This window comes from Novosphingobium sp. CCH12-A3, from assembly GCF_001556015.1.
In the GTDB taxonomy this organism is placed as follows: Bacteria; Pseudomonadota; Alphaproteobacteria; order Sphingomonadales; family Sphingomonadaceae; genus Novosphingobium; species Novosphingobium subterraneum.
Genome location: NZ_LSIA01000123.1, coordinates 1 through 21,817, shown reverse-complemented (window position 1 = coordinate 21,817; position 21,817 = coordinate 1). Strand labels below are relative to the sequence as shown.

Here is a 21,817-nt window from a genome sequence, read left to right as displayed (position 1 = left end):
TTCCGTTGTCCTCGGTCACGATAGGTACGTTTTTAGGGCGGTACAGCCTATAGAGGGTCGTGCGGCTGAGCGGAACAGGAAAGTGTCGTAAGGGGCATTATTTCCTTTCAAAAGTCCCATTCGGAATTAGGTTGGCGTAGCGGTCTGAGGCCGCCGTTTGCGACGGCGTCAGGCACGGAGAAGTCGTAGCGGCCGAGGAAATTGATGTGACGCCAAGATATCGGCGAGAGCCGAGCGATATCGGCGGGCAGCGGCGGCGTCCCGGCCTCGCTGAGTTGGCGCACGGTTTCCTGCATGTAGACAGCGTTCCAGTGGACGATGGAGTTGAGGGCCAGACCGAGGACCCCAAGCTGCTCCTCTTGGCCCTGACGCAGAGGGCTTCTGATTTCGCCCCGATCGCCGTGATGGACGCGCCGACCGAGCTTGTGGCGCAATTCCTGCCGGTTGAGCTGAAACAATATTCGTCGCCGGAACGGCCGGTCATCGATGTATCGCAGGATATGCAGCGTCTTGATGATGCGGCCGAGTTCAGACAGGGCCTTGGCCAGCGTTGTTGGGCGGTCTTTGACCTGCAGCATTCGCATGACGCCTGCGGCCTTGAGGTGGCCGAGCTTGAGCGATCCGGCCAAGCGGATAAGGTCGGACCAGTTTTCCCGGATCAGATTGATTTTAACCCTGCCCCAGGCGGTCTGATCGAACGGCCCATAGCTCGCCTGGCGGTCGATACGCCAGAGTTTGGCGTCGCCGATGTCCGCCAGACGGGGGCTGAACCGGTAGCCCAAGAGCCAGAACAGACCGAAAATGGCGTCGGAATAGGCGGCGGTGTCGGTCATGATCTCCAGAGGATCGAGCTCGGTTTCCTGCTCCAGCAGGAGAGCCAGGACGACCAGGCTGTCGCGCAACGTGCCGGGGATGACCGCTCCGGTCAGACCGCTGAACTGATTGGAAATCATGTTGTACCAAGTGACGCCGCGCTCCTGGCCGTAATATTTGGGGTTGGGCCCGGCGTGTATGGCGCTCGACGGAGCGACAAAACGCATGCCGTCGGCGCTGGCCACCTCGCCTGCGCCCCAATGTTGGACGATATCCAGACGACTGTGAGCGGAAACGATCGCGGCGTTGGCCGCGGCGATGGTCTCGGGCCGAATGAAATTCTGACCGACCCAAGAAAGACGGTCGCGACGCAGAGCCGCAAATTCCGGGCGCACGATCGGCTCAAGACCGATGTTGCAGGCGCCGCCGACCAGGGTCGCGCACAGGCTTATCTCGAAGTGCTCGACGGTGGCCTGACGCTCGCTCAGATGCGTAAAGGACTTGGCAAATCCGGTTCGCGCCATGACTTCAAGAAAGATGTCGGGCATTCCGGCCTTCGGCATGCGCGTTTGGACGGCGGCGCGAAGTGCTCGAAGGCTCTCGGGTTCATCAAGCTTGTCGAGGGGCGTGACCACAATCCCCATCTTGTCGGCGACCGTCTCAAAACGCAGGTCCGGATTGTCGCCGGCGCGCGCAACGACATGTCGATATGCCTCGTCGAGAAGGCGGGAGAGACCGTCAATCTCAATGTCGGCTTCCAGAGATCGGCCCAGGGCGCGTGCTACCATCAACCTGGAATTGTGCCAGGACTCGCCCTCGAGCATCCCGCGCCGGGGATCCCCGTATCGGATGCCGGGCTTGGCGAACACATCGCGACGCTTGATCGCCAGACGCCACGCATCGATGATCGCGAAGACATAGGCCTTCGGGTCGCGCATCCTGCCATCGTCATCCAGGACATGTTGCCTCCACGCCTTCGAGACCGCAGCGATCGGTGCGCCGCGCATCTTGACGAGAGAGGACCAGTCGTCCACGCCCTTGAGGTAGCTGATCGCGGCCTTGACGTTTTTGCCACCTGGGGCAGCGTCGGTCTCGATGCGGGTAGCGATTTCAAAGAACAATCGCCGGGCGCTCCGCCATTTTGTTCGCAGTTGATCATAGGGCTTGGTCTCCGCGGGCTTGGCGATCGCCTCCACCTTGGACATGGCGGCCTCGATGTCGGGACGGGGCAACCGCTCGAAGAGCACATCTCGCCATTCATTGAGGGGCAGGGCGTCGTCGGTCAAAACCAACAGACCCATTGCGTGGAGCAGCATCGCGGCGCCATCGAGATCGCGCAGACTGCGCAGGCGGGCCTGTTTGTCGGCGGCTTCAGCCCCTTTCACCAAGTCGGCGAGCAGAGCCTCGGCCAGCTCGGCGGCGTCGTCCTGGGCCGCCGCTTCGAGCGTATGGAAGAGCGCGGCTACGGTCGCGGTTCGACGAGGCTCCTGAAGGGCGGCGATGGCCGAGGGCTTGCCGACGCGCGCTACCCGCGCGGAACGCCCCGCGGTGGCGCCGGCCGCAGATTGAACGCCCGGACCGCATCGAGCCGATCAAGGTGTCGGAAGAGTTCGGTCGGCATGCGCTTGGAGGGAACGGTCCGGAGCGCGTCCAGGGCGGCGAACGTGGATGTGTCGCCATCGTCAAACAGCGCGGCGATGCGCACGCGCTGGTCATCGCTCAAGCTGGCGACCAGATGGCGCCAAAGCCTGGTCCGCGCACGATCGCGGATCCTGCCAACCAGGCGCTCGACGACCGTGACGCCCGGCAGCAGCACCTTGTTGGCGATCAGCCAGGCCGCAGCTCGATCAATCAGGGGGCCGGGCCGATCGTCGCCGCTCCAGCAAAGGGCGTAGAGCCATCGGGTCAGCCGGAAACGTGCCACCGCGTTGTCGCCAAAGTCCGTGAAGCCGCAGTGCGTCCGGATGAGCGCGAGGTGCCGGATGCGTCGGCTTCCCGCAAAATAGGCGTCCACGTCCGTGCCGGGTTCAAGAGCGAGTTGTTCGATCACGGCCGCCAGGACCGACGCTGGGATCTCGGCGGGCGAGACTGGAAATGCGCCCAGAAACCGGGCGCTCGTCAGCATCACGGCAAAGCCGAGCCGATTGTGGTCGCCGCGCAGAGTTCCAATGAGGTCGCGATCAGTTTGGTCCAGATGGAAATATCGCGCGAGTTGATCGGCCGACGGTTCGCCATCAAAGCGGGCAAAGCCCTGACGCTGGGCGTCAGTGAGGTGACGGGTGGGCATACCGTGCGAAACTTTCAACTTTTGCGAAGGGGACGGCCCATGCCGATAAACAAGGCGAATTTCTTCGCAAAACATATGTGCGAAACAAAATTGTTTTGCAGTAACTTTCGCACAATATCTGGAGCAGTCGCATGAAGCTCGGCTACGCGCGCGTTTCCACCGAGGATCAGAACTTGGAAATCCAGCGCGGTCGGCTCTCGGAGGCGGGCTGTGAAATGATGTTCGAAGAGAAAATATCGGGGGCCGCTCGTGGCCGGCCCGAGCTTGAAAAGCTGATGGGTCACCTGCGCAAAGACGATGTTCTCGTCGTCGCCCGCCTCGATCGTTTGGCGCGATCCACCATCGAACTCCTGCACATCGCGGAACGCATCAAGGAAAAGCAGGCAGGATTACAATCGCTTGATGAACCTTGGGCCGATACCACGTCCCCGTCTGGCGTGATGATCATGACCGTATTCGCTGGGATCGCCCAGTTCGAGCGGACTCTCATATTGAGCCGAACCGAGGAGGGGCGAAAGGCGGCGATGGCGCGCGGTGTGAGCTTCGGACGCCCAAAGAAAATGCGCCCAGATCAGGCGGAGCTCGCTCGCCAACTCGTTCTCGAGGGTAAGTCCATTAGCGCCGTCGCAAGGACCTTCAACGTTCACCCGGCCACCATCTATCGCTGTATCGAGCCAAACAGTGCCTTATGACACTTTCCTGTTCCGCTCAGCCGCACGACCCAAATCCCGGTATTACGGGATAAACCAGATTATCCTGTGCAGCTAGCGAGGTGCCGCCGGTCAGCATCGTTGCCGCGAGCAGAAATGTGGCGAAAGCTCTTTTTGGCAACCTTGCTCTCCTGTTGGACGGTAGGCGCTGCATAAACTCTCCAGAAGTGGGAGCCTACGCCTACGCAACACTGAACTGGCCCATCATTCCATTATCCTCATGTTCAAGGATATGGCAGTGATACATGAAGGGAGCGCTCTTGGCCGGCTGATCAAATCGGATGAGAAGCTCCACCGGTTCCTTGACGAGGACCGTGTCGCGCGGCCCCTGGTCGAGAACATCGGGCTGCCCGCCACCGCGGGTGAGAACATCAAAGTGGACGCCGTGAATATGGATCGGGTGGCGCATCATTTCGCCAGACACCTCCCATATTTCGGTGGAGCCTAGCTTCACCGTCTCATCGATGCGATTCATGTCGAATGGCTTGCCATTGATCGTAAGGCCGCCACCGCCGCTTCCTGAGCCCATCATGCCGCCCATGCCCATGTTGAGGCTCAGACGGCGACGGCGCACCGCCTTGCTGGCGTCGGGCCCAGTTCGTGATGCCAGAAGGGTCGGCACGACGCCGCTGGCACGAGCCTGTCCCAACGGCCGTGGTTCAAACCGCAGCACGGTCGCTGGTGCCGCGGCATCGGTCCTTCGGGCGCCACGCCCCATCATACCCATGCCGCCCATCATCGAGCTGTTGGTATCAGCCGCCGTCACCAGCGAGGCGGACCTACCGTCCGTGAAGTCCACGAGAAGCTCGGCACGTTGGCCCGGCGCCAAGGTTATGGCTTCCAATGCCACTGCGTGTTCGAGCAGCCCCCCTTCGGTTCCGATCCAGTGAAAGCTCCGCCGATCGGAAAACGACAGCTCATAAATCCGCGCGTTCGATGCGTTGACGAGCCGCAGGCGAACCAACCGATTTGGCACCGCCGCCAGCGGATTCACCGCGCCGTTCACAAGGATCGTGTCGCCGCGCCGGCCCTGCATGGCGACCATCATGCCGCCTGGCATGACAAGGCGACCATTTTCGAACTGGCGATCCTGGATGAGCAGGGGCAGATCGTCCACGCCATATTCTGACGGGAGCCCCAGGCCCTGCTCTTCGTCGTCGGTTACCAGCAACGCCCCAGCCAGGCCCGAATAGACTTGCTCGGCCGTCAACCCATGGACGTGTGAGTGATAAAGGAGGGTCGCTGCGGGCTGCCGGATCGGGAGCGTGGGCCGCCAGGTCGCGCCCGGCGCGATGATCTGATGGGGGCCGCCATCCAGCTCTCCGGGGATCAGAAGCCCGTGCCAATGCACAGTCGTGTCCGCGTTGAGCCCGTTGGTCACGACAGCCGCCACGTCGTCGCCACGGCGCACCCTGATCGTCGGTCCGAGATAGCTGCCATTATACCCGAGCGTGTCACTCGGCCGGCCTGGATAAAATGAAGTCGTTCCGGACTGGACCCGTAGCGCGAATGAGCGGCCAGGCCGTGCGTCCAACAGCGGCGGCATCGGAAGCGGGTTTGCACCTCCCCCGCCGAGGCCCGGCGTGGAGCGCGAGCAAGCGGTGGTTGTGGACCTATCGGCGTTCTCGAAAATCGGCATACTAATCAATATGTTGCAACAAGACACGGTGGGAGTGGAGCCGTTAATAGGGGTATGTAATTCGCCTCGACTAGTCGAAAATTCGGTGTGCCCGTGCCGATCCCGCAAGGGACCGGACCTACACGCTGATGCATGACTTTCATGACTCATCGCCACTGCAACAACAAGGGCTGACCTCCGATGAGCCTGCGGACCGCAGTCGTCAGGTTTCTGAGGCCAGCCCCCATCTCAATTAGTGTCGGCCTCAGATTGATCTGTGGCGGCAGACGCGAACGATACAGGCCGATAGCGCAGACCCGGATGCGATCACGCGCGCCGTGAGCGAGGCCGTCTCGGCGCTCGGTGGTCTTGATATTCTCGTCAATAGCGCGGCGATCGGCCATTCCGGTCTGATCGCCGACCTCGATGTGGCCGAGTATCAGAAGCTGATGGACGTCAACGTGCGAGCACCAGTGCTATTCGCGAAGGCCGCCATTCCGCATCTCTCCGCTGGGGGGCGCATAATCTCGATTGGGTCGGGGCTCGGCGAACGCGTCCCATTTCCGGGCGTAACGGCCTATGCGATGTCCAAGGCCGCGCTTACGTCCTTCACTCGCGGGTTGTCACGTGAACTCGGGCCGCAGGGCATCACCGTGAACCTCGTGCAGCCCGGATCTGTGGATACTGACGCGAACCCCGCAGACGGCCCGGCGGCAGATTTCCAACGGAGTTTGACGTCTCTGGGCCGCTTCGCCAAGCCGAGTGAAATCGCGAATGCGGTCGTGTTTCTATCAAGTCCCGCGGCGAGTGTAATTACAGGCGCCACCTTGACCGCCGACGCGGGCGCGATCGCCTGACAGCGGGCGCTCGGTAGCGGTTGGGCGCGAAATCGGCGTCAGGGGATCAGCACGATACGGCCGAGGACCTTGTTGTCCTCGGCATACCGATGGGCGGCCCCTGCCTCGGCGAGCGGAAACCTTCTGTCGATTGGCACGGTGAGACTGCCTTTCGCAACGTCGGCGAGCATCATGTCGATGGTTTGGCGCACCGCTGCACGTGACAGGACGGTTCCCATGAATACGCCGATGACCGTTTGATTTCGCTGCACCGCTGGCCAAAAATCCACTGTCAGAGCCCCGCCGCCGGCATTGCCCACGGACACCAAGACTCCTTCGTCGCGGAGCGCGGCGAGGGATGTCGCCAAGGTGGAACCTACCGGATCGACGATGAGGTCAACGCCTCGGCCGCCGGTGAGGTCACGGACCACGTCCACGACCGATTCGACGTTATGGTCGATTACACGCGATGCACCGAGCTCGATGACGCTGCGGACGCGATCCTCACCGCTAGCGACGGCGATTACGGTCGCGCCGGCCTGGCGGGCGAGCTGTACTGCCGCGACCCCGACACCCCCCGCTGCACCTTGGATGAGGACGGAGCTTCCGCTTGAGAGCCGCCCTCTCGCGAACAGGCAATGATGGGCAGTTCCGAAGCCGATCGGGATCGCCGCGGCTTCTGCTACGCCTGCGCCTGCGGGCAGCAGCCAAGTCTGATCTGTCGGAACTGCGCGGAGTTGGGCGTGGGATCCATCCAAGCCCCATGAGGTAACTCGGTCGCCGGGCTTGCGGTCCGTGACCGCGTCACCGATCGCCACCACCGTGCCCGCTGCGGCATAGCCGACGACATATGCGGGGTGCCCCGGCGGCGAACTGCGACGGTTGATCAGGTCTCCGCCCTCAACGGATATCGCCTCGACCTGGATCAGGACATCCCGCGAACGAATTTTGGGGTCGGGCACGTCCGTGTAGCGAAGGACTTCCGGTGGACCGTTATGATCGTAGACAGCCGCTTTCATCGTCGTTCCTTTCGATGCGCGACGGACCGAGGCGGTTGCGTAGGAATTGCTGGGACCGGAACGCAAATTTATCTGCATGTGGCACTGCCGATCACGATCCGGTAGCATCGGCGAACGTGCATCTGTGTTGCATAATCAGGAGCGCTGCCGCCGACATCAATCGCCATCGGTGGAGTTAGGTGCTTCCTCAGCGTGCGCAGCTGCTGTCATCAGTGTTCCCCTATCGGCGACGGAGTTTTCAGGACGCGGGACTACCGAGACGGTGTTGGCAACGCCAAACTCCGGCACAAAACGCGGCCGTCCGAAGCGGATATTGGCATGGGGGAGTGATGTTTGCCGAATATGATCTTGGATCTGCGAAATCTGCGCTGCGCGATCGCGGCGGCGGAAACTGGCAGTTTCGATGAGCGAGAGAGATGCTGGCATTGTCCCAATCGTCACTCAGCCGACGCATTCAGCATCTTGAGCACCGATTAGGCGTTCCCCTGTTCAAGCGAAGTCGAATTGGTGTTTCGCCCACAACGGCAGGCGCTGCCTTCTTGGAACGGGCAATGGCCGGCGCCCAGCAATTAGATCTCGCCGCTCGTTACGCAGTTGCTGTCGACAGTGGGGAGGCGGGGCAAGTCCGCATCGGAGTTACATCATCGCGCACCGGCGGGTTGTTTGGTGATGTGCTGCGTCAGTTTAAAGCTCTATTTCCATCGGTGAACATCACCCTCACGGAAGATACGACGAGTAGGACAAGCCATAACGTGGCCATGGGAACGCTCGACGTCGCCTTCGCTGATGATGCCGAACGAAAAGGTATCGATAATCACGTCCGTGGGTCCAGGTCCATCACGAGCGCAATGGTCCGCGCATTTTGCTGATCCATAGGTCCGTTCCTCGACCTGCGGCAAGGGGTCGAGAAACGGCCTACGCGTGGGTGGTCGTGATCTCCATTGCGAAAGCCTCTGGCCGAACAACAAGATTTGCTCACGCCAGTCCGAAATTGCCTTGGCTCGCGTCCGACGTGCTGCTTGTCGGGCGGAATATCGGCGGATGGCTCCTCGCAAATATGACAGGAGAGATAGCAATCCTGTTTTGATCGGCCTGGATGCCGAAGCTCTCGGTTTGATCCATCTGCCAAGGTGAAACCTGACGATACGGGTGTCCGAATACACCTGTTCTATTTCGTTACAGTTAGCTGAGACGCGTTCCCCCAACCGTGGTCATTTTCCAGCAGATTGGACAATCTCCGATTTGGCACGCTTTGTGCTTAGGGGTTACCAACTATGATATAATGGAGGGAGAGGATAATGGGTAATCTCAATAAAGGTTCGCTTTTGAAGGCGGCCCTGTGGGGAGGCGTTGCGTTGTGTACGCCGATGGCCAGCACGGCGGCATGGGCGACCGACGTTGATGCCGGCGACTATGTCGCACTGCCGCCGGGATCCAATCTGGCCATTGTCTATGCGCAATTTGCCGAGCGCGACGCCATCTATGCCAAGGGCGACAAGCAGCCGGGTGATCCCGGATTGGACTCGACCGTATTCATTCTGCGCGGAGTTCACTATATGGACATTGCCGGCCTGACGGTCGACCCGCAGTTTCTGCTTCCGCTCGGTCAGCTGGAAGGGAAGGGCGATACGCACGCTTTGGGTAAAAGCGGCGGCGCGGCCGGCGATCTTATCCTCGCAGCCACCGTTTGGCTGGTGAACAAGCCCAAGAGCAATACCTATTTCGGTATCACGCCATTCGTCTATGTGCCGACAGGATCATATGATCGCACCCGCCCCCTGAACCTGGGCGAGAACCGTTGGAAGTTCGTGCTCCAGGGCGGCTTCGTTAAGGGGGTCACGCCCAAGATCTCGATCGACCTCGTCGGCGACGTGACCTTCTATGGCAAGAATAACGACTTCGGCTCGTCTTCCGCGCGTCTGACGCAATCCGCAAGCGGGCAGTTCCAGGCTTTCGCCCGTTATCAGCTCAAGCCGAACCTCGATTTCCGCGTCGGCGGCTCGTTCGTCACGGGTGGCGAGACGAGGATCGATGGCATCAGGCAGCAGGATCAAGCGAGCAATTGGAAGGGCAATGTCGGAATGGCCTGGTTTCCGGCGAAGACCGTGCAATTGCTCGCCACCTACGGCCGCGACATTTCGGTGAGGAGCGGATTTCGGGAATCGAACCGCCTCAATTTGCGTCTTCTGAAGGTCTTCTAAGTATTTGAGAGAAAGAACAAAGACATGTCGATCATCTTTTTCGGGCGGGGAAAGCCGGGGCGAATGGCCCTTGTGGGGGCGGGCTTCCTCTTGCTGGGTACGACACTGAGTGGTTGCTCGCGGTCGAACGAAGCGAGCAACCGGGCACCCGTCGATACCTCGAAAATCGCCGGGAAAATTAACGGTGACTTTATTGTCAAGAACGCTGCGACTTCCGAGGAATGGCCCAGCTACGGCCTCGACTATTCGGAAACGCGCTTCAGCAAGCTGTCCCAGATATCCACTGACAATGTCGCCCGACTGGGTTTGGCCTGGACCTATGATCTGGGCTCGACCCGCGGCGTAGAGGCAACGCCGCTTGTTGTGGACGGGATCATGTACGTGACAGCATCCTGGAGCGTCGTGCATGCAATCAATGTACGGACGGGGAAGCAGTTGTGGACGTTCGATCCGCAAGTGCCGCGCAGCGCGGGCGGCAAGGGGTGCTGTGACGTCGTGAACCGGGGCGTGGCCGTCTATGAGGGAAAAGTCTTCGTCGGAGCCTTCGATGGTCGTCTCATCGCGCTTGATGCGGCGTCCGGCGCCAAATTGTGGGAAGAGGACACCAGACTATCGCCGGACTCGCCAGCCACCATCACCGGCGCGCCGCGTGTGTACAAGGGCAAGGTCATCATTGGTAACGGTGGCGCGGAGCTGGGGTTGCGTGGCTATATCACCGCCTATGATGCGTCGTCGGGCAAGAAGCTCTGGCGCTGGTTCACGGTCCCGGGAGATCCATCGAAGCCGTTTGAGAACAAGGCGATGGAAGCCGCCGCCAAGACCTGGGACCCCAGCGGACGCTATTGGGAGGCGGGCGGTGGCGGCACCGTCTGGAACAGCATGGCGTTCGATCCGCAGCTCAATCTCATGTATATCGGCGTCGGAAACGGGGCGCCTTGGTCGCGCAATCGCCGCAGTCCCAAGGGCGGCGACAATCTCTATCTCGGATCGATCGTCGCGCTCAATCCTGATACCGGCGAATATGTCTGGCACTATCAGGAGACGCCGGGGGACAACTGGGATTACACGTCGACGCAGGATATGATCCTGGCCGACATGACGGTCGACGGCGCGCCGCGCAAAGTGATCCTGCATGCGCCCAAGAACGGCTTCTTCTTCGTCATCGATCGGACAAACGGCAAATTCATCTCCGCGAAGAATTTCGTGCCGGTGAACTGGGCCTCGGGCTATGACAAGGCGGGCAGGCCTATCGAATTGCCCGGCGTCCGCTCGGCCACGCCCTATGAGATCATTCCCGGTCCTTTTGGCGGGCACAACTGGCATTCCATGTCGTTCAATCCGGCTTTGGGGCTGGCGTTCATTCCCGCGCAGCATGTGCCGCTTTCGCTGGCGGACGATCCGAAATGGAAATATCGCTCCAACATTCCAGGCCAGCCCATGAGCGGCATCGGTTGGAACACAGGCAGTTTGCTGGGAGGCGCGGCGACGAAGGCCAAACCCTTCGGTCGCCTGATCGCATGGGACCCGGTGCGCCAGAAGCAAGTCTGGAGTCAGGAACAAGTTTCGCCGTGGAATGGTGGCACGCTGACCACAGCGGGGAATCTGGTGTTCCAAGGAACCGCAGATGGGCATTTCGTAGCCTATGATGCGCGCAACGGCCATAAAATGTGGGAGTCGCCGGTAGGCAGTGGCGTCATCGCGGCTCCGATCACCTACCAGATCGATGGCAAGCAGTATGTCTCGATTGCGGTGGGTTGGGGCGGTGTTTTCGGTGAGTCCCAGCGCGCTACCGACCGCAGTTCGCCTGGTACGGTCTACACCTTCGTCATCGGCGGCAAGGCGCCGTTGCCGCAGTTCGGAAAATATGAGCAGGGGGAACTGCTCTCGGGCGTGCCCTATGACAAGAAGGACGTCGCTCCTGGAGGCGCACTCTACGTCAGCAACTGTCTGTTCTGCCATGGCGTTCCTGGCGTCGACAAGGGAGGCAATTTGCCCAACCTGGGTTATGCGCCCCGCGAGGCGATCGCCAATCTTGAAGCGTTCGTTTTCGAAGGTGCGATGGCCGAGCAGGGTATGCCCGATTTCAAGGGCAAGCTTACCGCAGAGGACGTCAAGAAGCTCAAGGCGTTCATTCAAGGCACTGCAGATTCTGTGCGCGGACAACCTGCCGCGAGCGCAAAACCGAAAAAATAGGCTCGCTTAGAGAGGATGACCGGCGGTTTCGGCGCCCGCCGCCGGTCATCCGATCCTTTGTGAAAAGGCGGCGACAAACGCTTGCGCCGGTCAGGACTGAAGACCGGCGACCATGGGGCGCTCTGGATGCCCTGCATATTCGATTTTCCCACGTATGTGGCTGGAGACAAGCATGTCTGATTATAAGTTGCTGATTGGGGGCCAACTCGTGGAGGGCGATGGCACGCTCGAGGTCATCAACCCCGCACTCGGCGAAGCGTTCGTGACCGTGCCGCGCGCTTCAGCGGCTCAGGCCGACGAAGCCATCAAAGCCGCCAAGGCAGCCTATCCCGGCTGGGCCGAGACGCCCTTCGCGCAGCGCCAGGCCAAGCTCATCGAGCTTGCCGATGCCATCGCGGCCGATGGCGACAATCTCGCGCGCCTGCTGGTGCAAGAACAGGGCAAGCCCTTTGCCGAGGCCCAGGGGGAAGTTGCGTGGACGGAAGGATATCTCCGGCACTACGCCACTCTCGAGCTTCCCGACCGGGTCATACAGGACGATGAGCAGGCCCATATCGTCGTCAAGCATCGGCCGCTAGGCGTGGTCGTCGGGATCATCGCATGGAACTTCCCGCTGCTCGTCGCCTGCTGGAAGATCGGTCCCGCCGTGCTGGCGGGAAACAGCATCATCTTGAAGCCGGCCCCTACCACGCCCGTCACCGCCCTTGCATTAGGCGCGCTGTGCCGAGACATCTTCCCGGCGGGCGTGGTCAACATCATCACCGACGATAATGACCTGGGGCCGCATCTCACCGCCCATCCGGATGTCGCCAAAATTGGCTTCACGGGTTCGACCGCCACCGGCAAGCGGATCGCGGCGAGCAGCGCTGATACGCTCAAGCGCGTCACGCTCGAGCTGGGCGGCAACGATCCGGCCATCGTGCTGGAGGATGTCGATGTGCGTGAGACGGCGCTGGCGATCTTCAACGGCGCGTTCCTCAACTGCGGACAGGTCTGCCTGGCGGTGAAGCGGGCCTATGTGCATGAATCGATCTACGAGGCGATGTGCGACGAATTGGCAAGGCTGGCGCAGGAAGCCGTCGTCGATGACGGACTGAAGCAGGGAACGAATATCGGTCCGATCCAGAACCGCGCGCAATTTGAAAAGGTGAAGGGATTCCTGGAGGCGGCCCGGCGCGACGGCAAGATCATCGCCGGTGGCGAAGCCATGGAGCGAGCCGGCTATTTCATCCAACCGACCATCGTCCGGGATATCAGCGACGGCCATACGATCGTGGATGAAGAGCAATTCGGACCCATATTGCCGGTCATCGCCTTCTCGGATGTGGACGACGTGGTACGCTGCGTCAATTCCTCCGAATACGGCCTGGGTGGATCCATCTGGTCGAAAGATGTCGAGCGCGCCGCGGCGATCGCCGAGCGTATCGAAAGCGGTCAGATGTGGGTCAACCAGCATATCGCGATCGGCCCGCACATCCCCATGGCCGGCTTCAAAAATTCCGGCCTGGGTGTCGAGCAGTCCGTCGAGGGCCTCGCCGAATATACGCAGCTCCAAGTGATCAACATCAAGAGGTGACCGTGCTCTCAATTGCGAAAGGCGCGGCTGATGTTCCGCTGCTGGAGATGACGCTGGGAGAAGCCCTATCGGTGGCTGCCCGGCGCTGGGGGAGTGAACTGGCATTGGTTTCCCGGCATCAGAATATATGCTGGAGCTGGCAGGAACTGAACCGCGAAGCGGAACGGGTCGCGTGCGGACTGCTCGATCATGGGGTGCGTCGCGGCGATCGGGTCGGCATCTGGGCGCCCAATTGCGCCGAATGGACCGTGATTCAATTCGCGACCGCCAAGATCGGCGCGATCCTGGTAAACATCAATCCTGCCTATCGTGTCAGCGAAATCGAGTATGCGCTCGCAAAGGTCGGCTGCAGCGTGCTGGTGACGGCATCTGCCTTCAAAAGCAGTAACTACATCGCCATGCTACGCGAGATCGGGACGCGTAGTTTACCTGACCTTCGCCTGGTGATTTCGCTTGGTGAGCAGGCACATGACGGTTTCATTCCTTGGGAGCAACTGCGCGTGTCGGCGGATCCCCTGCTGCTGGGCGCGGCATCGGAAAGTCTGCGACCGGACGATGCCATCAACATACAATTCACCAGCGGCACGACGGGTTTTCCAAAGGGGGCAACGCTTACGCATCGCAACATTCTCAACAATGGTTATTTTTCGGGACAAACCATCAATCTCACCGTCAAGGACCGCATCTGCATTCCGGTTCCGCTCTATCATTGCTTCGGCATGGTCCTGGGTAATCTTGCATCCGTGACGAGCGGGGCTGCGATGATCTACCCCGGAGAGGCTTATGATGCGCGGATGACACTTGAGGCGGTGCGAGATGAACGTTGTACGGCGCTTTACGGAGTGCCGACCATGCTGATCACGATCCTCAACCATCCGGACCTCGATCAGTTCGACGTCTCGTCCTTGCGCACCGGGATCATGGCGGGCGCCCCTTGCCCGGCGGCCATGATGGAGCAGATCATGGATCGGTTGAACATGCGCGAGGTGACTATCGGCTATGGCATGACCGAAACCAGTCCCCTGACGACGCAGACGTCGATAGACGATCCCGTCGCAGAGCGAGTGGCGACGGTGGGCCGCGTCCACCCTCATGCCGAAGCAAAGATCGTAGGGTTGAACGGCGAGACATTGCAGGTGAACCAACAGGGCGAATATTGCTCGCGCGGATATGCGGTGATGCAGGGATATTGGAACGATCCGGAAAAGACCGACGATGCCATCGACGCGGAAGGATGGATGCACTCGGGCGATCTCGCGGTGATGGATGAGCGGGGCTATGTTCGCATTACCGGCCGCATCAAGGACATGATCATCCGGGGCGGCGAGAATATCTATCCGCGCGAGCTCGAGGAATTCCTGCTTGGCCACCCGTTGATCGTCGATGTGCAGGTCTTTGGCGTCAGCGACGCTAAATTTGGTGAGGAAGTCTGCGCATGGGTCATAGCGCGAGCCGGCCATCGGCTGAGCGCCGACGATGTGATTGCCCACTGCCGGGGTAAGATCGCCCACTACAAGGTTCCCCGCTATGTCCGCATCGTCGAGGGCTTCGCTATGACGGTCACGGGCAAGGCGCAGAAGTTCGAGATGCGCAAGACGATGGAAGCTGAACTGGGCTTGGTGGCTTGAGTATTCCTCTCCCCTTGAGCCACTATGGTCGGCCAGGCGCATGTGTCGCCTGGCCGACCATTTTTGTGATCGCCAGGCATCGATCTGTTTCGGCACGATCGGATCTTCCAGAGAAGGAGAGATGGTTGTTCGCGTCCGTCGAACAAGCTAGCATGACGGGCGATAAAGATGTTCGAATGGAGAGAGGGATCAGCGCCGTCCGGTCCAGGCGCCGGGCACCCCACCGTTCGGAAAGACAACGGTACGAGAGGCAATCCATGAATCTGGAACAGGTCCGCCAGACAAGGAGGGCACGAGATCTTTTCTTCTCGGGCGAGAGTATCGTGTCGCAGTGGGTGCCCGAGCCGATCACGCGTTCCTGGGAGCGATCAAGACGCCTGGGTTTGAGCGCGTCCGACAAGAGGTTGTTCGACATGGCGGCGCCTGGCGAACGCCGGATCGCCACAGAAAGGGGTGAACGGCTCATTCGCTATGCGATGCCGGAGATGACACGGCTTTACAAAGCGTTTCACACGCAGGATTGGGTGCTGGCCTGCCTTGACGTCAGCGGATTTGTCATTTGCTCGATCGGCGACGCCGAAGGGCCGTGCCGCGAACTGGAGAGTCTTTTCCGGAACGGGGTTTCCCTCAGCGAAAGTGCGATCGGCACCGGAGCGCCGGGATGCGCGCTCGTGGAACAGAAACCCTTTATTGTCCACGCCAACGAGCATTTCCTTGACGAGATTCATGGCTATTCTTGCGCGGCCGTTCCTCTGTTCGACGTTAACGGGGACCTGATCGGCGTCTTGAATGCCACCTGCCGCAGCGGCAGGGATCTGTCATCAGTTTGCGAGGCGTTGCGGGTTGCCGCCCGAGCCATAGAAAATCATATGCTGCTTGACCTTCCGGGCGCTCTGCACGTCTCGTTACATTATCACCCTGACCTGCTTCGCACGCCCTTGGCTGCCGTTCTCGCTTTCTCGGAACATGGGCAATTGCTCGGTGGGAACCAGATCGCGCGCAAGCTGCTTGGGCATACGCGTTCGGCGACAGAGTTCGATCACATGTTCGACCTGCCTTTTGCGCGTGCGGTTGACGAGCTTAGCGGCCGCAATGCCGAACCGATCGTGACAGACACGCCGGCCGGCATCCGCGTCCACCTCAGTCTCGCCCGCCATGCAGATGACGTTATGCGGGTTGGTAAGGCGCTCTTGCCGCCGCCCTCGGGCAAGCGTTCGTCTCATGCCTCTTCTGACATGTTCTGTTCCGATCCCGCCCTGCTGGACACCATTGGCGACGCGAAGCTGGCGTTCGCTCGTGATATTCCTGTTCTCCTAACCGGCGAGACGGGAACTGGAAAGGAGGTTCTTGCGCGGGAGCTGCACGCCTCAGGGCCGCGGCGAAACGGGCCGTTCGTGCCGGTAAATTGTGCGTCCATTCCCGACGGACTGATCGAGGCCGAATTGTTCGGATATGTGGAAGGGGCGTTTACCGGCGCTCGCCGGGGAGGCGCTCCGGGTAAATTTGAGCAGGCCCATGGTGGAACACTCTTCCTGGATGAGATCGGGGACATGCCGCTCTCGCTACAGGCTCGTCTTCTGCGGGTTCTGCAGGAGCGGGCCGTCATGCCGGTGGGCGGATCGAAGGACAGGCCGATCGATATCTCTCTGGTCTGTGCGACCCATCGTGACCTCAAGGCGCTCGTCGCCACGGGCGAATTTCGGGAAGACCTTTACTACCGCATTGATGGACTCTGCGTCACCTTGCCCCCCTTACGCGAGCGAGCGGATTTGTCGGAACTCATAGGACAAATCGTCGATCGCGAAATCGGCGATCGTTTGACACTTTCCCTCTCGGATGACGCACTGGAATGTCTGCGGTCCTTCGCATGGCCCGGGAACATCCGCCAACTGAGCCTCATTCTTCGTCGGGCCATCGCGCTCGCTGCCGGGAGCGCGCTGATCGCGCCAAGGCATCTTCCAGAGGAGATGAGGCAAACTCGTTCGAATGTGGGGCGCGAGGTGGCTTCGCTCGAACGAACGGAGCGGGATGCGGTATTAATGGCGCTCCATCAATGTGCGGGAAATATTGCCGCTACGGCTCGTCAATTGGGGGTCGGCCGGCCGACGCTTTATCGTAAGATGCGTAAGTATAATATCGAAGTGCAGGGCGTTAAGACCATATTTTAACTCTCCATGACGTGTTAGTTGGTTGCGCATTAGCCTTACCGCAAGGTTTTTCGGTTATTTGCGCGAAACAGATAAATGAGAATCATTACGTAGATTTGATCTGCATCTGCGACTTGCTCGGGCAATGTTGAGTGATATCCTGCTCATCTCATGCCGGCGCATGCTGTGATCTAACTCAGCTCTGTTAAGCCCGGGTTTCCGCGGCGTCGGCACATGCGTGCGACGCGCGATGGCCCAATCAACGAAAGCTCCAAACTCCAGAGGGCGTGGACGCATCATGAAAGACTATCTGCTGCTGATACTTCTGCTGGTGCCATCCGGAGTGCTGGCGCAGCCCCCCGATGATGCAGGCGCCGATGCACCTTCGATCATCGTAACGGGACAGGGGCTGGGCCTGCCACCCGGTACGCCCGCCTATGGATCGGTGGCGATCGACCGGCAACGGCTGCTCGACAATGCGTCGGGCCGGCTGGAGAATGTGCTGGCCAACGTCGCCGGCTCCCAGCAGTTTCGTCGGTCGGACAGCCGGGCGTCGAACCCGTCCAACCAGGGCGCGACCCTGCGGGCGCTGGGTGGCAATGCATCCAGCCGGACGCTGGTGTTGCTGGACGGCGTGCCCGTGGCCGATCCCTTCTTTGGCTATATTCCTTTCTCCGCGCTGGTTCCGGACCGTCTGTCCGTTGTGCGGGTGACGCGCGGCGGCGGGTCGGGTGCGTTCGGCGCGGGCGCTGTCGCCGGCACGATCGAGCTGGCCAGCGCCACGCGCGACCAGTTGCCGGATTTCGCTGCCAGCGCCTTCTATGGCAGCCATGACGCCGCCGAGATGTCGGCCAGCGTCACGCCGGACCTAGGCGGCGGCTATGTTTCGCTGTCGGGGCGCTGGGACCGGGGGAACGGCTTCCAGACCACGCCAAAGTCGCAGCGCGTCGCGGCGACCGTGCCCGCCGCCTATGATAGCTGGTCCACCAATTTACGCGCGGTCGCGCCGCTCTCCGTGACGTCCGAATTGCAGTTCCGCGCCACGATCTTTCAGGACGACAGGACGCTGCGGTTCAAGGGCGCGGACTCCGCGAACGAAGGGCAGGACGCCAGTGTTCGCTTCATCTCGCGCGGCGATTGGCAGGTTGATGCGCTCGCCTATATCCAGGCGCGCAACTTTTCCAATATCGTGATCTCCGCCTCCACCTTCCGCAAGTCGCTCGACCAGCGCAACACGCCGTCCATGGGGCTTGGCGGCAAGATCGAGATCCGCCCGCCGGTCGGGTCGGATCATGTACTGCGGCTGGGCGCGGATACGCGCTTCGCGCTGGGCGACATGTATGAGGACGCCTATGACGCCAATATCGCCAGCAATCCCGTCACCTTCCGCCGCCATGCCGGTGGGCAGCAGGTGACGACCGGCCTGTTCGCCGAGGACGACTGGACGCTAGAAGGCCTGGTGTTGACCGGCGGCGTGCGGGCGGATCACTGGACGATCAGCGACGGCTTCTATCATCAGGCCAACGCCAGCACCGGTGCAGTGACAGCGACCGATTACGCCAACCGGTCCGACTGGCAGTTTTCGGGGCGGGCGGGCGCGATCCTGCGCCTGAGCGGCGCGCTCGCGCTGCGCGGGGCGGGCTATACCGGCTTTCGCCTGCCGACGCTGAACGAGCTGTACCGGCCATTCGTGGTCTTCCCGATCACGACGCAGGCGAACGCGGCGCTGAAGCCCGAGCGCCTGAAGGGCGTGGAGGCGGGCTTCGACCTGACCCCGCTGCCCGGCGTGACCCTGGGCGCGACCGCCTTCTACAACCGGCTGGACGATGCGATCGCCAATGTCACCATCGGCACCAACACCCGCCAGCGCCAGAATGTTAACCGCATCGTCGCCAAGGGGATCGAACTTACGGCCAGCGCGCGTCTGGGCGATTTCGGCCTGTCGGCCTCCTATGCCTACAGCCACAGCGAGGTCGATGCGCCAGGCAAGGCGTTCGACGGCTTCGCGCCCGCGCAGACGCCGCGCAACAGCGCCAGCGCGACGCTGGCCTGGACGCCGGCGCAGGGGCCGACGCTCTCCGCGTCGGTCCATTATGTGTCGAGCCAATATGAGGATGATCTTCAGATCGACACACTGCCCAGGGCGCTGACCGTGGATGCGCTCGCGCGCTTGCCGCTGGGCCATGGCGTCGCGCTGACGGCGCGGGGCGAAAATCTGTTCGACGAGAAGGTGGTGACGTGTCAATCGGCGTGCAAACGGGACCCCCTTTCACGATGGCGCAAGGTTGATCGGACACGCGCCTTTGCGCTGCGCGCGGCGTAGGGAGGGCGGAGCCCGACCGGAGGCGCGCGCAGCGCAAAGCATCTTTTAATCGGAGGTCGGTGGGGGCGATCAGCTGCGGTTTTTGAAGCGCCAGCTGTCATTGCCGGTCTCGACGATGTCGCAATGGTGGGTGACGCGATCAAGGAGCGCGGTGGTCATCTTGGGATCGCCGAACACGGTGGGCCATTCGCCGAACGCGAGGTTGGTGGTGATGATGACGCTGGTCTGCTCGTAGAGCTTGCTGATCAGGTGGAACAGCAACTGGCCGCCCGAGCGGGCGAACGGCAGATATCCCAGTTCGTCGAGCACGATCAGGTCGAGGCGGGATAGCTGGGCGGCGAGAGCGCCGCTCTTGCCGATCCTGGCCTCCTCTTCGAGGCGGGTCACCAGATCGACGGTGTTGAAGTAGCGGCCTCGCGCACCCGAGCGAACGACATTGGCGGCGATGGCGATGGCCAGGTGGGTTTTGCCGGTGCCCGTGCCGCCGACCAGGACGATGTTGCGCCGAGCGGGCAGGAACGCGCCACTGTGCAGCGAACGCACCAGCCCCTCGTTGATCGGCGTGCCCTCGAACCGGAACGCATCGATATCCTTCACGACCGGCAGCCGGGCGGCCGCCATCCGGTATCGGATCGAGGCAGCATGGCGATGTGTTGCTTCCGCGCGCAGAAGGTCGGTCAGTATCTCCATCGTGGTGCGCTGGCGCTGAAGGCCGGTGGTGACCGCATCGTCGAACGCGCCCGCCATGCCCTTGAGCCCAAGCCCGCGCATCGCCTCGATCATGTCATGCCGCTGCATCGAAGGTCCTCAGCTGGTCGTAACGGGCGCAGTCGGCGATCGGCGGATGGCGCAAGGCGCTGTCTTCGGAGGTGATGATGGTGAGCGGTCGCGGCGGTTCGCGGCGCCGCGCCAGGATGTTGAGGATCAGGTCGTCGCTCGCCGTGCCGGTCGCCAATGCCTCGCGGACGGCCGCTTCGACCGGCTCCAGACCATCGGTCAGCACGGCCGACAGCACACGGACGAACCGGCGGTCGGCATCGTCGCCATTGCCAAGCTTGCGGCGCAGGCGCGCCAGCGCCGGCGGCAGATCCCAGTCCTGGAAGGGCGCGCCGTTCCGCAGCGCTCCGGGCTTGCGGGCCAGTACCGGCAGATAATGCCAGGGGTCATAGATCGTGCGGTTGCGCCCGAAGTAGCGGGGATGCTCGGCGACAACCTCCTCGCCGCAGCGCACGACAATGCGGTCGGCATAGGCCCGGACCTGCACCGTCCGCCGCGCCACCGTCGAGAGAACCGAGTAGCGGTTGCGATCGAAGCTGATCAGGCAGGTGCCCGTCACCGCATGCTCGCTCTCGTTAAAGCCGTCGAACGGTCCCAGCATCGGCTGCAGTGCCGATCGCTCGATCTCCAGCGCCTGCGCCACGGTCAGCTCGCCCTGTTCCGGGTGTGCCTGTCGTTCCGCCCAGCGCTGGCACTCGGCCTCCAGCCAGCCATTGAGCTCGTCGAGGCTGGCGAACCGCAACCGGGGTTGGAAGAAGCGGCCCCGGATCGTCTGCACCTGGTTCTCGACCTGGCCCTTCTCCCATCCCGCCGCCGGCGAGCAGGCGGTGGGCTCGACCATATAATGGTCGGTCATGATCAGGAACCGCCGGTTGAAGACCCGCTCCTTCCCCGTGAACACGCTCGTCACCGCCGTCTTCATATTATCGTAGATGCCGCGGCCCGGCACGCCGCCGAAGAAAGCAAAGCCGCGCGCATGCGCGTCGAACAGCATCTCCTGACTCTCGCGCGGATAGGCCCGGACATAGACCGCCCGCGATGCACACAGCCGCATATGCGCAACCTTCACGCGCATCGGCTTGCCGGCGATCTCCACATCCTCATGGCTCCAGTCGAACTGGTAGGCCTCGCCCGGCTTGAACATCAGCGGGATGAAGGCGGTGACACCATCGCCGGCATCCTTGCGCCGGTCGGCCTTCCAGCGCGCCGCGTAGCGCCGAACGGCATCGTAGGAACCCTCAAAACCTTCGCGCTCCAGCAGATCATGTATCCGCGTCATCCGCAGTCGCTCGCGCCTGCCGCGCACCTCGTTCTCTTCCAGCAGTGTGTTCAGGCGATCCTGAAACGGCCCGATCCTAGGCAGTGGCTGAACCTTGCGCTGATAGTCGAATGCGCCTTCCGGCGCCCGGATCGCCTTGCGGATCACCTTCCGCGACACATGCAAATCCCGCGCGATCGCCTTGATCGCCTTGCCGCCGGCATACTCGCGCCGAATCCGAACCACTGTCTCCAAAATCAACATCCCGATCTCGCCGCCTGAAAATCCAGCCGGCTGCTTAAACCATCGAAATGAGGGGTCCCTTTTAGACGCCGATCACCCCGCTAACGGGGTCCTTTTTGCACGCCGATCCACACCCCCAGCCAGATTCTTCGCAAGCTCGCCTCTTACCCGCGCCAGAATGAGCTGGC

Annotated in this window: 14 protein-coding genes and 2 pseudogenes; 10 read left to right on the top strand and 6 right to left on the bottom strand. The window is 61.7% G+C overall.

Annotation, left to right across the window (positions count from 1 at the left end; all coding sequences use genetic code 11):
• Positions 1-107: 107 nt before the first annotated feature.
• A pseudogene (locus AX703_RS10210) lies at positions 108-3,100 on the bottom strand (Tn3 family transposase).
• Between the two features lie 131 nt (positions 3,101-3,231).
• On the opposite strand from AX703_RS10210, the gene AX703_RS10205 reads away from it, so the two are divergent.
• Entirely contained in the window at positions 3,232-3,792 is a 561-nt protein-coding gene (locus tag AX703_RS10205) for a recombinase family protein (RefSeq protein ID WP_011950653.1), read from the top strand.
• 199 nt (positions 3,793-3,991) lie between these two features.
• Here AX703_RS10205 and AX703_RS10200 read toward each other — a convergent pair whose 3' ends face one another.
• Positions 3,992-5,449, bottom strand: coding sequence for a multicopper oxidase family protein (locus tag AX703_RS10200; RefSeq protein WP_037555777.1), 1,458 nt, complete (start codon positions 5,447-5,449; stop codon positions 3,992-3,994).
• Between the two features lie 248 nt (positions 5,450-5,697).
• Between AX703_RS10200 and AX703_RS10195 the strand changes: the two genes are divergently transcribed.
• Complete coding sequence (locus tag AX703_RS10195; protein WP_082734528.1) at positions 5,698-6,285, top strand: SDR family NAD(P)-dependent oxidoreductase; 588 nt, start codon at positions 5,698-5,700, stop codon at positions 6,283-6,285.
• A gap of 38 nt (positions 6,286-6,323) precedes the next feature.
• Here the strand turns inward: AX703_RS10195 and AX703_RS10190 are convergent, their stop codons facing one another.
• A complete protein-coding gene (locus tag AX703_RS10190) occupies positions 6,324-7,283 on the bottom strand; it encodes a zinc-binding alcohol dehydrogenase family protein (protein ID WP_030540911.1) in 960 nt (319 codons plus the stop codon).
• Positions 7,284-7,439: 156 nt separating this feature from the next.
• Positions 7,440-7,709, bottom strand: a complete 270-nt coding sequence (locus AX703_RS27330) for a hypothetical protein (protein ID WP_125723807.1) — start codon at positions 7,707-7,709, stop codon at positions 7,440-7,442.
• On the opposite strand from AX703_RS27330, the pseudogene AX703_RS28875 reads away from it, so the two are divergent.
• From AX703_RS28875 to AX703_RS10155, 8 genes and pseudogenes are all read left to right on the top strand, one after another.
• Positions 7,700-7,759 (top strand): annotated as a pseudogene (locus tag AX703_RS28875) (hypothetical protein); the annotation flags it as partial. The gene AX703_RS27330 and the pseudogene AX703_RS28875 sit on opposite strands and share 10 nt — an antisense overlap.
• A gap of 75 nt (positions 7,760-7,834) precedes the next feature.
• A complete protein-coding gene (locus tag AX703_RS10185) occupies positions 7,835-8,152 on the top strand; it encodes a LysR family transcriptional regulator substrate-binding protein (protein ID WP_048939645.1) in 318 nt (105 codons plus the stop codon).
• Positions 8,153-8,581: 429 nt separating this feature from the next.
• Positions 8,582-9,484, top strand: coding sequence for a transporter (locus tag AX703_RS10180; RefSeq protein ID WP_062343895.1), 903 nt, complete (start codon positions 8,582-8,584; stop codon positions 9,482-9,484).
• A 24-nt stretch (positions 9,485-9,508) separates the two neighbouring features.
• Positions 9,509-11,677: a PQQ-dependent dehydrogenase, methanol/ethanol family gene (locus tag AX703_RS10175; protein ID WP_107917704.1), complete on the top strand. Its 2,169-nt coding sequence runs from the start codon at positions 9,509-9,511 to the stop codon at positions 11,675-11,677.
• A 172-nt stretch (positions 11,678-11,849) separates the two neighbouring features.
• Positions 11,850-13,253 carry an aldehyde dehydrogenase family protein gene (locus AX703_RS10170; protein ID WP_011950407.1) on the top strand — a complete coding sequence of 468 codons (1,404 nt, stop codon included), beginning with the start codon at positions 11,850-11,852 and terminating at the stop codon, positions 13,251-13,253.
• Positions 13,254-13,300: 47 nt separating this feature from the next.
• Positions 13,301-14,881: an AMP-binding protein gene (locus AX703_RS10165; RefSeq protein WP_049771327.1), complete on the top strand. Its 1,581-nt coding sequence runs from the start codon at positions 13,301-13,303 to the stop codon at positions 14,879-14,881.
• A gap of 257 nt (positions 14,882-15,138) precedes the next feature.
• Positions 15,139-17,049: a sigma-54-dependent Fis family transcriptional regulator gene (locus AX703_RS10160; RefSeq protein WP_030540404.1), complete on the top strand. Its 1,911-nt coding sequence runs from the start codon at positions 15,139-15,141 to the stop codon at positions 17,047-17,049.
• Positions 17,050-17,326: 277 nt separating this feature from the next.
• Positions 17,327-19,351 carry a TonB-dependent receptor gene (locus tag AX703_RS10155; RefSeq protein ID WP_062343894.1) on the top strand — a complete coding sequence of 675 codons (2,025 nt, stop codon included), beginning with the start codon at positions 17,327-17,329 and terminating at the stop codon, positions 19,349-19,351.
• 69 nt (positions 19,352-19,420) lie between these two features.
• Here AX703_RS10155 and istB read toward each other — a convergent pair whose 3' ends face one another.
• Both istB and istA read right to left on the bottom strand, forming a co-directional pair.
• On the bottom strand, positions 19,421-20,149 hold the full coding sequence (istB, locus tag AX703_RS10150; RefSeq protein ID WP_011950403.1) for an IS21-like element helper ATPase IstB: 729 nt from the start codon (positions 20,147-20,149) through the stop codon (positions 19,421-19,423).
• Positions 20,136-21,650 carry an IS21 family transposase gene (gene istA, locus AX703_RS10145; RefSeq protein WP_041378971.1) on the bottom strand — a complete coding sequence of 505 codons (1,515 nt, stop codon included), beginning with the start codon at positions 21,648-21,650 and terminating at the stop codon, positions 20,136-20,138. Before istA ends, istB begins: the two co-directional genes overlap by 14 nt.
• Between the last annotated feature and the right edge of the window lie 167 nt (positions 21,651-21,817).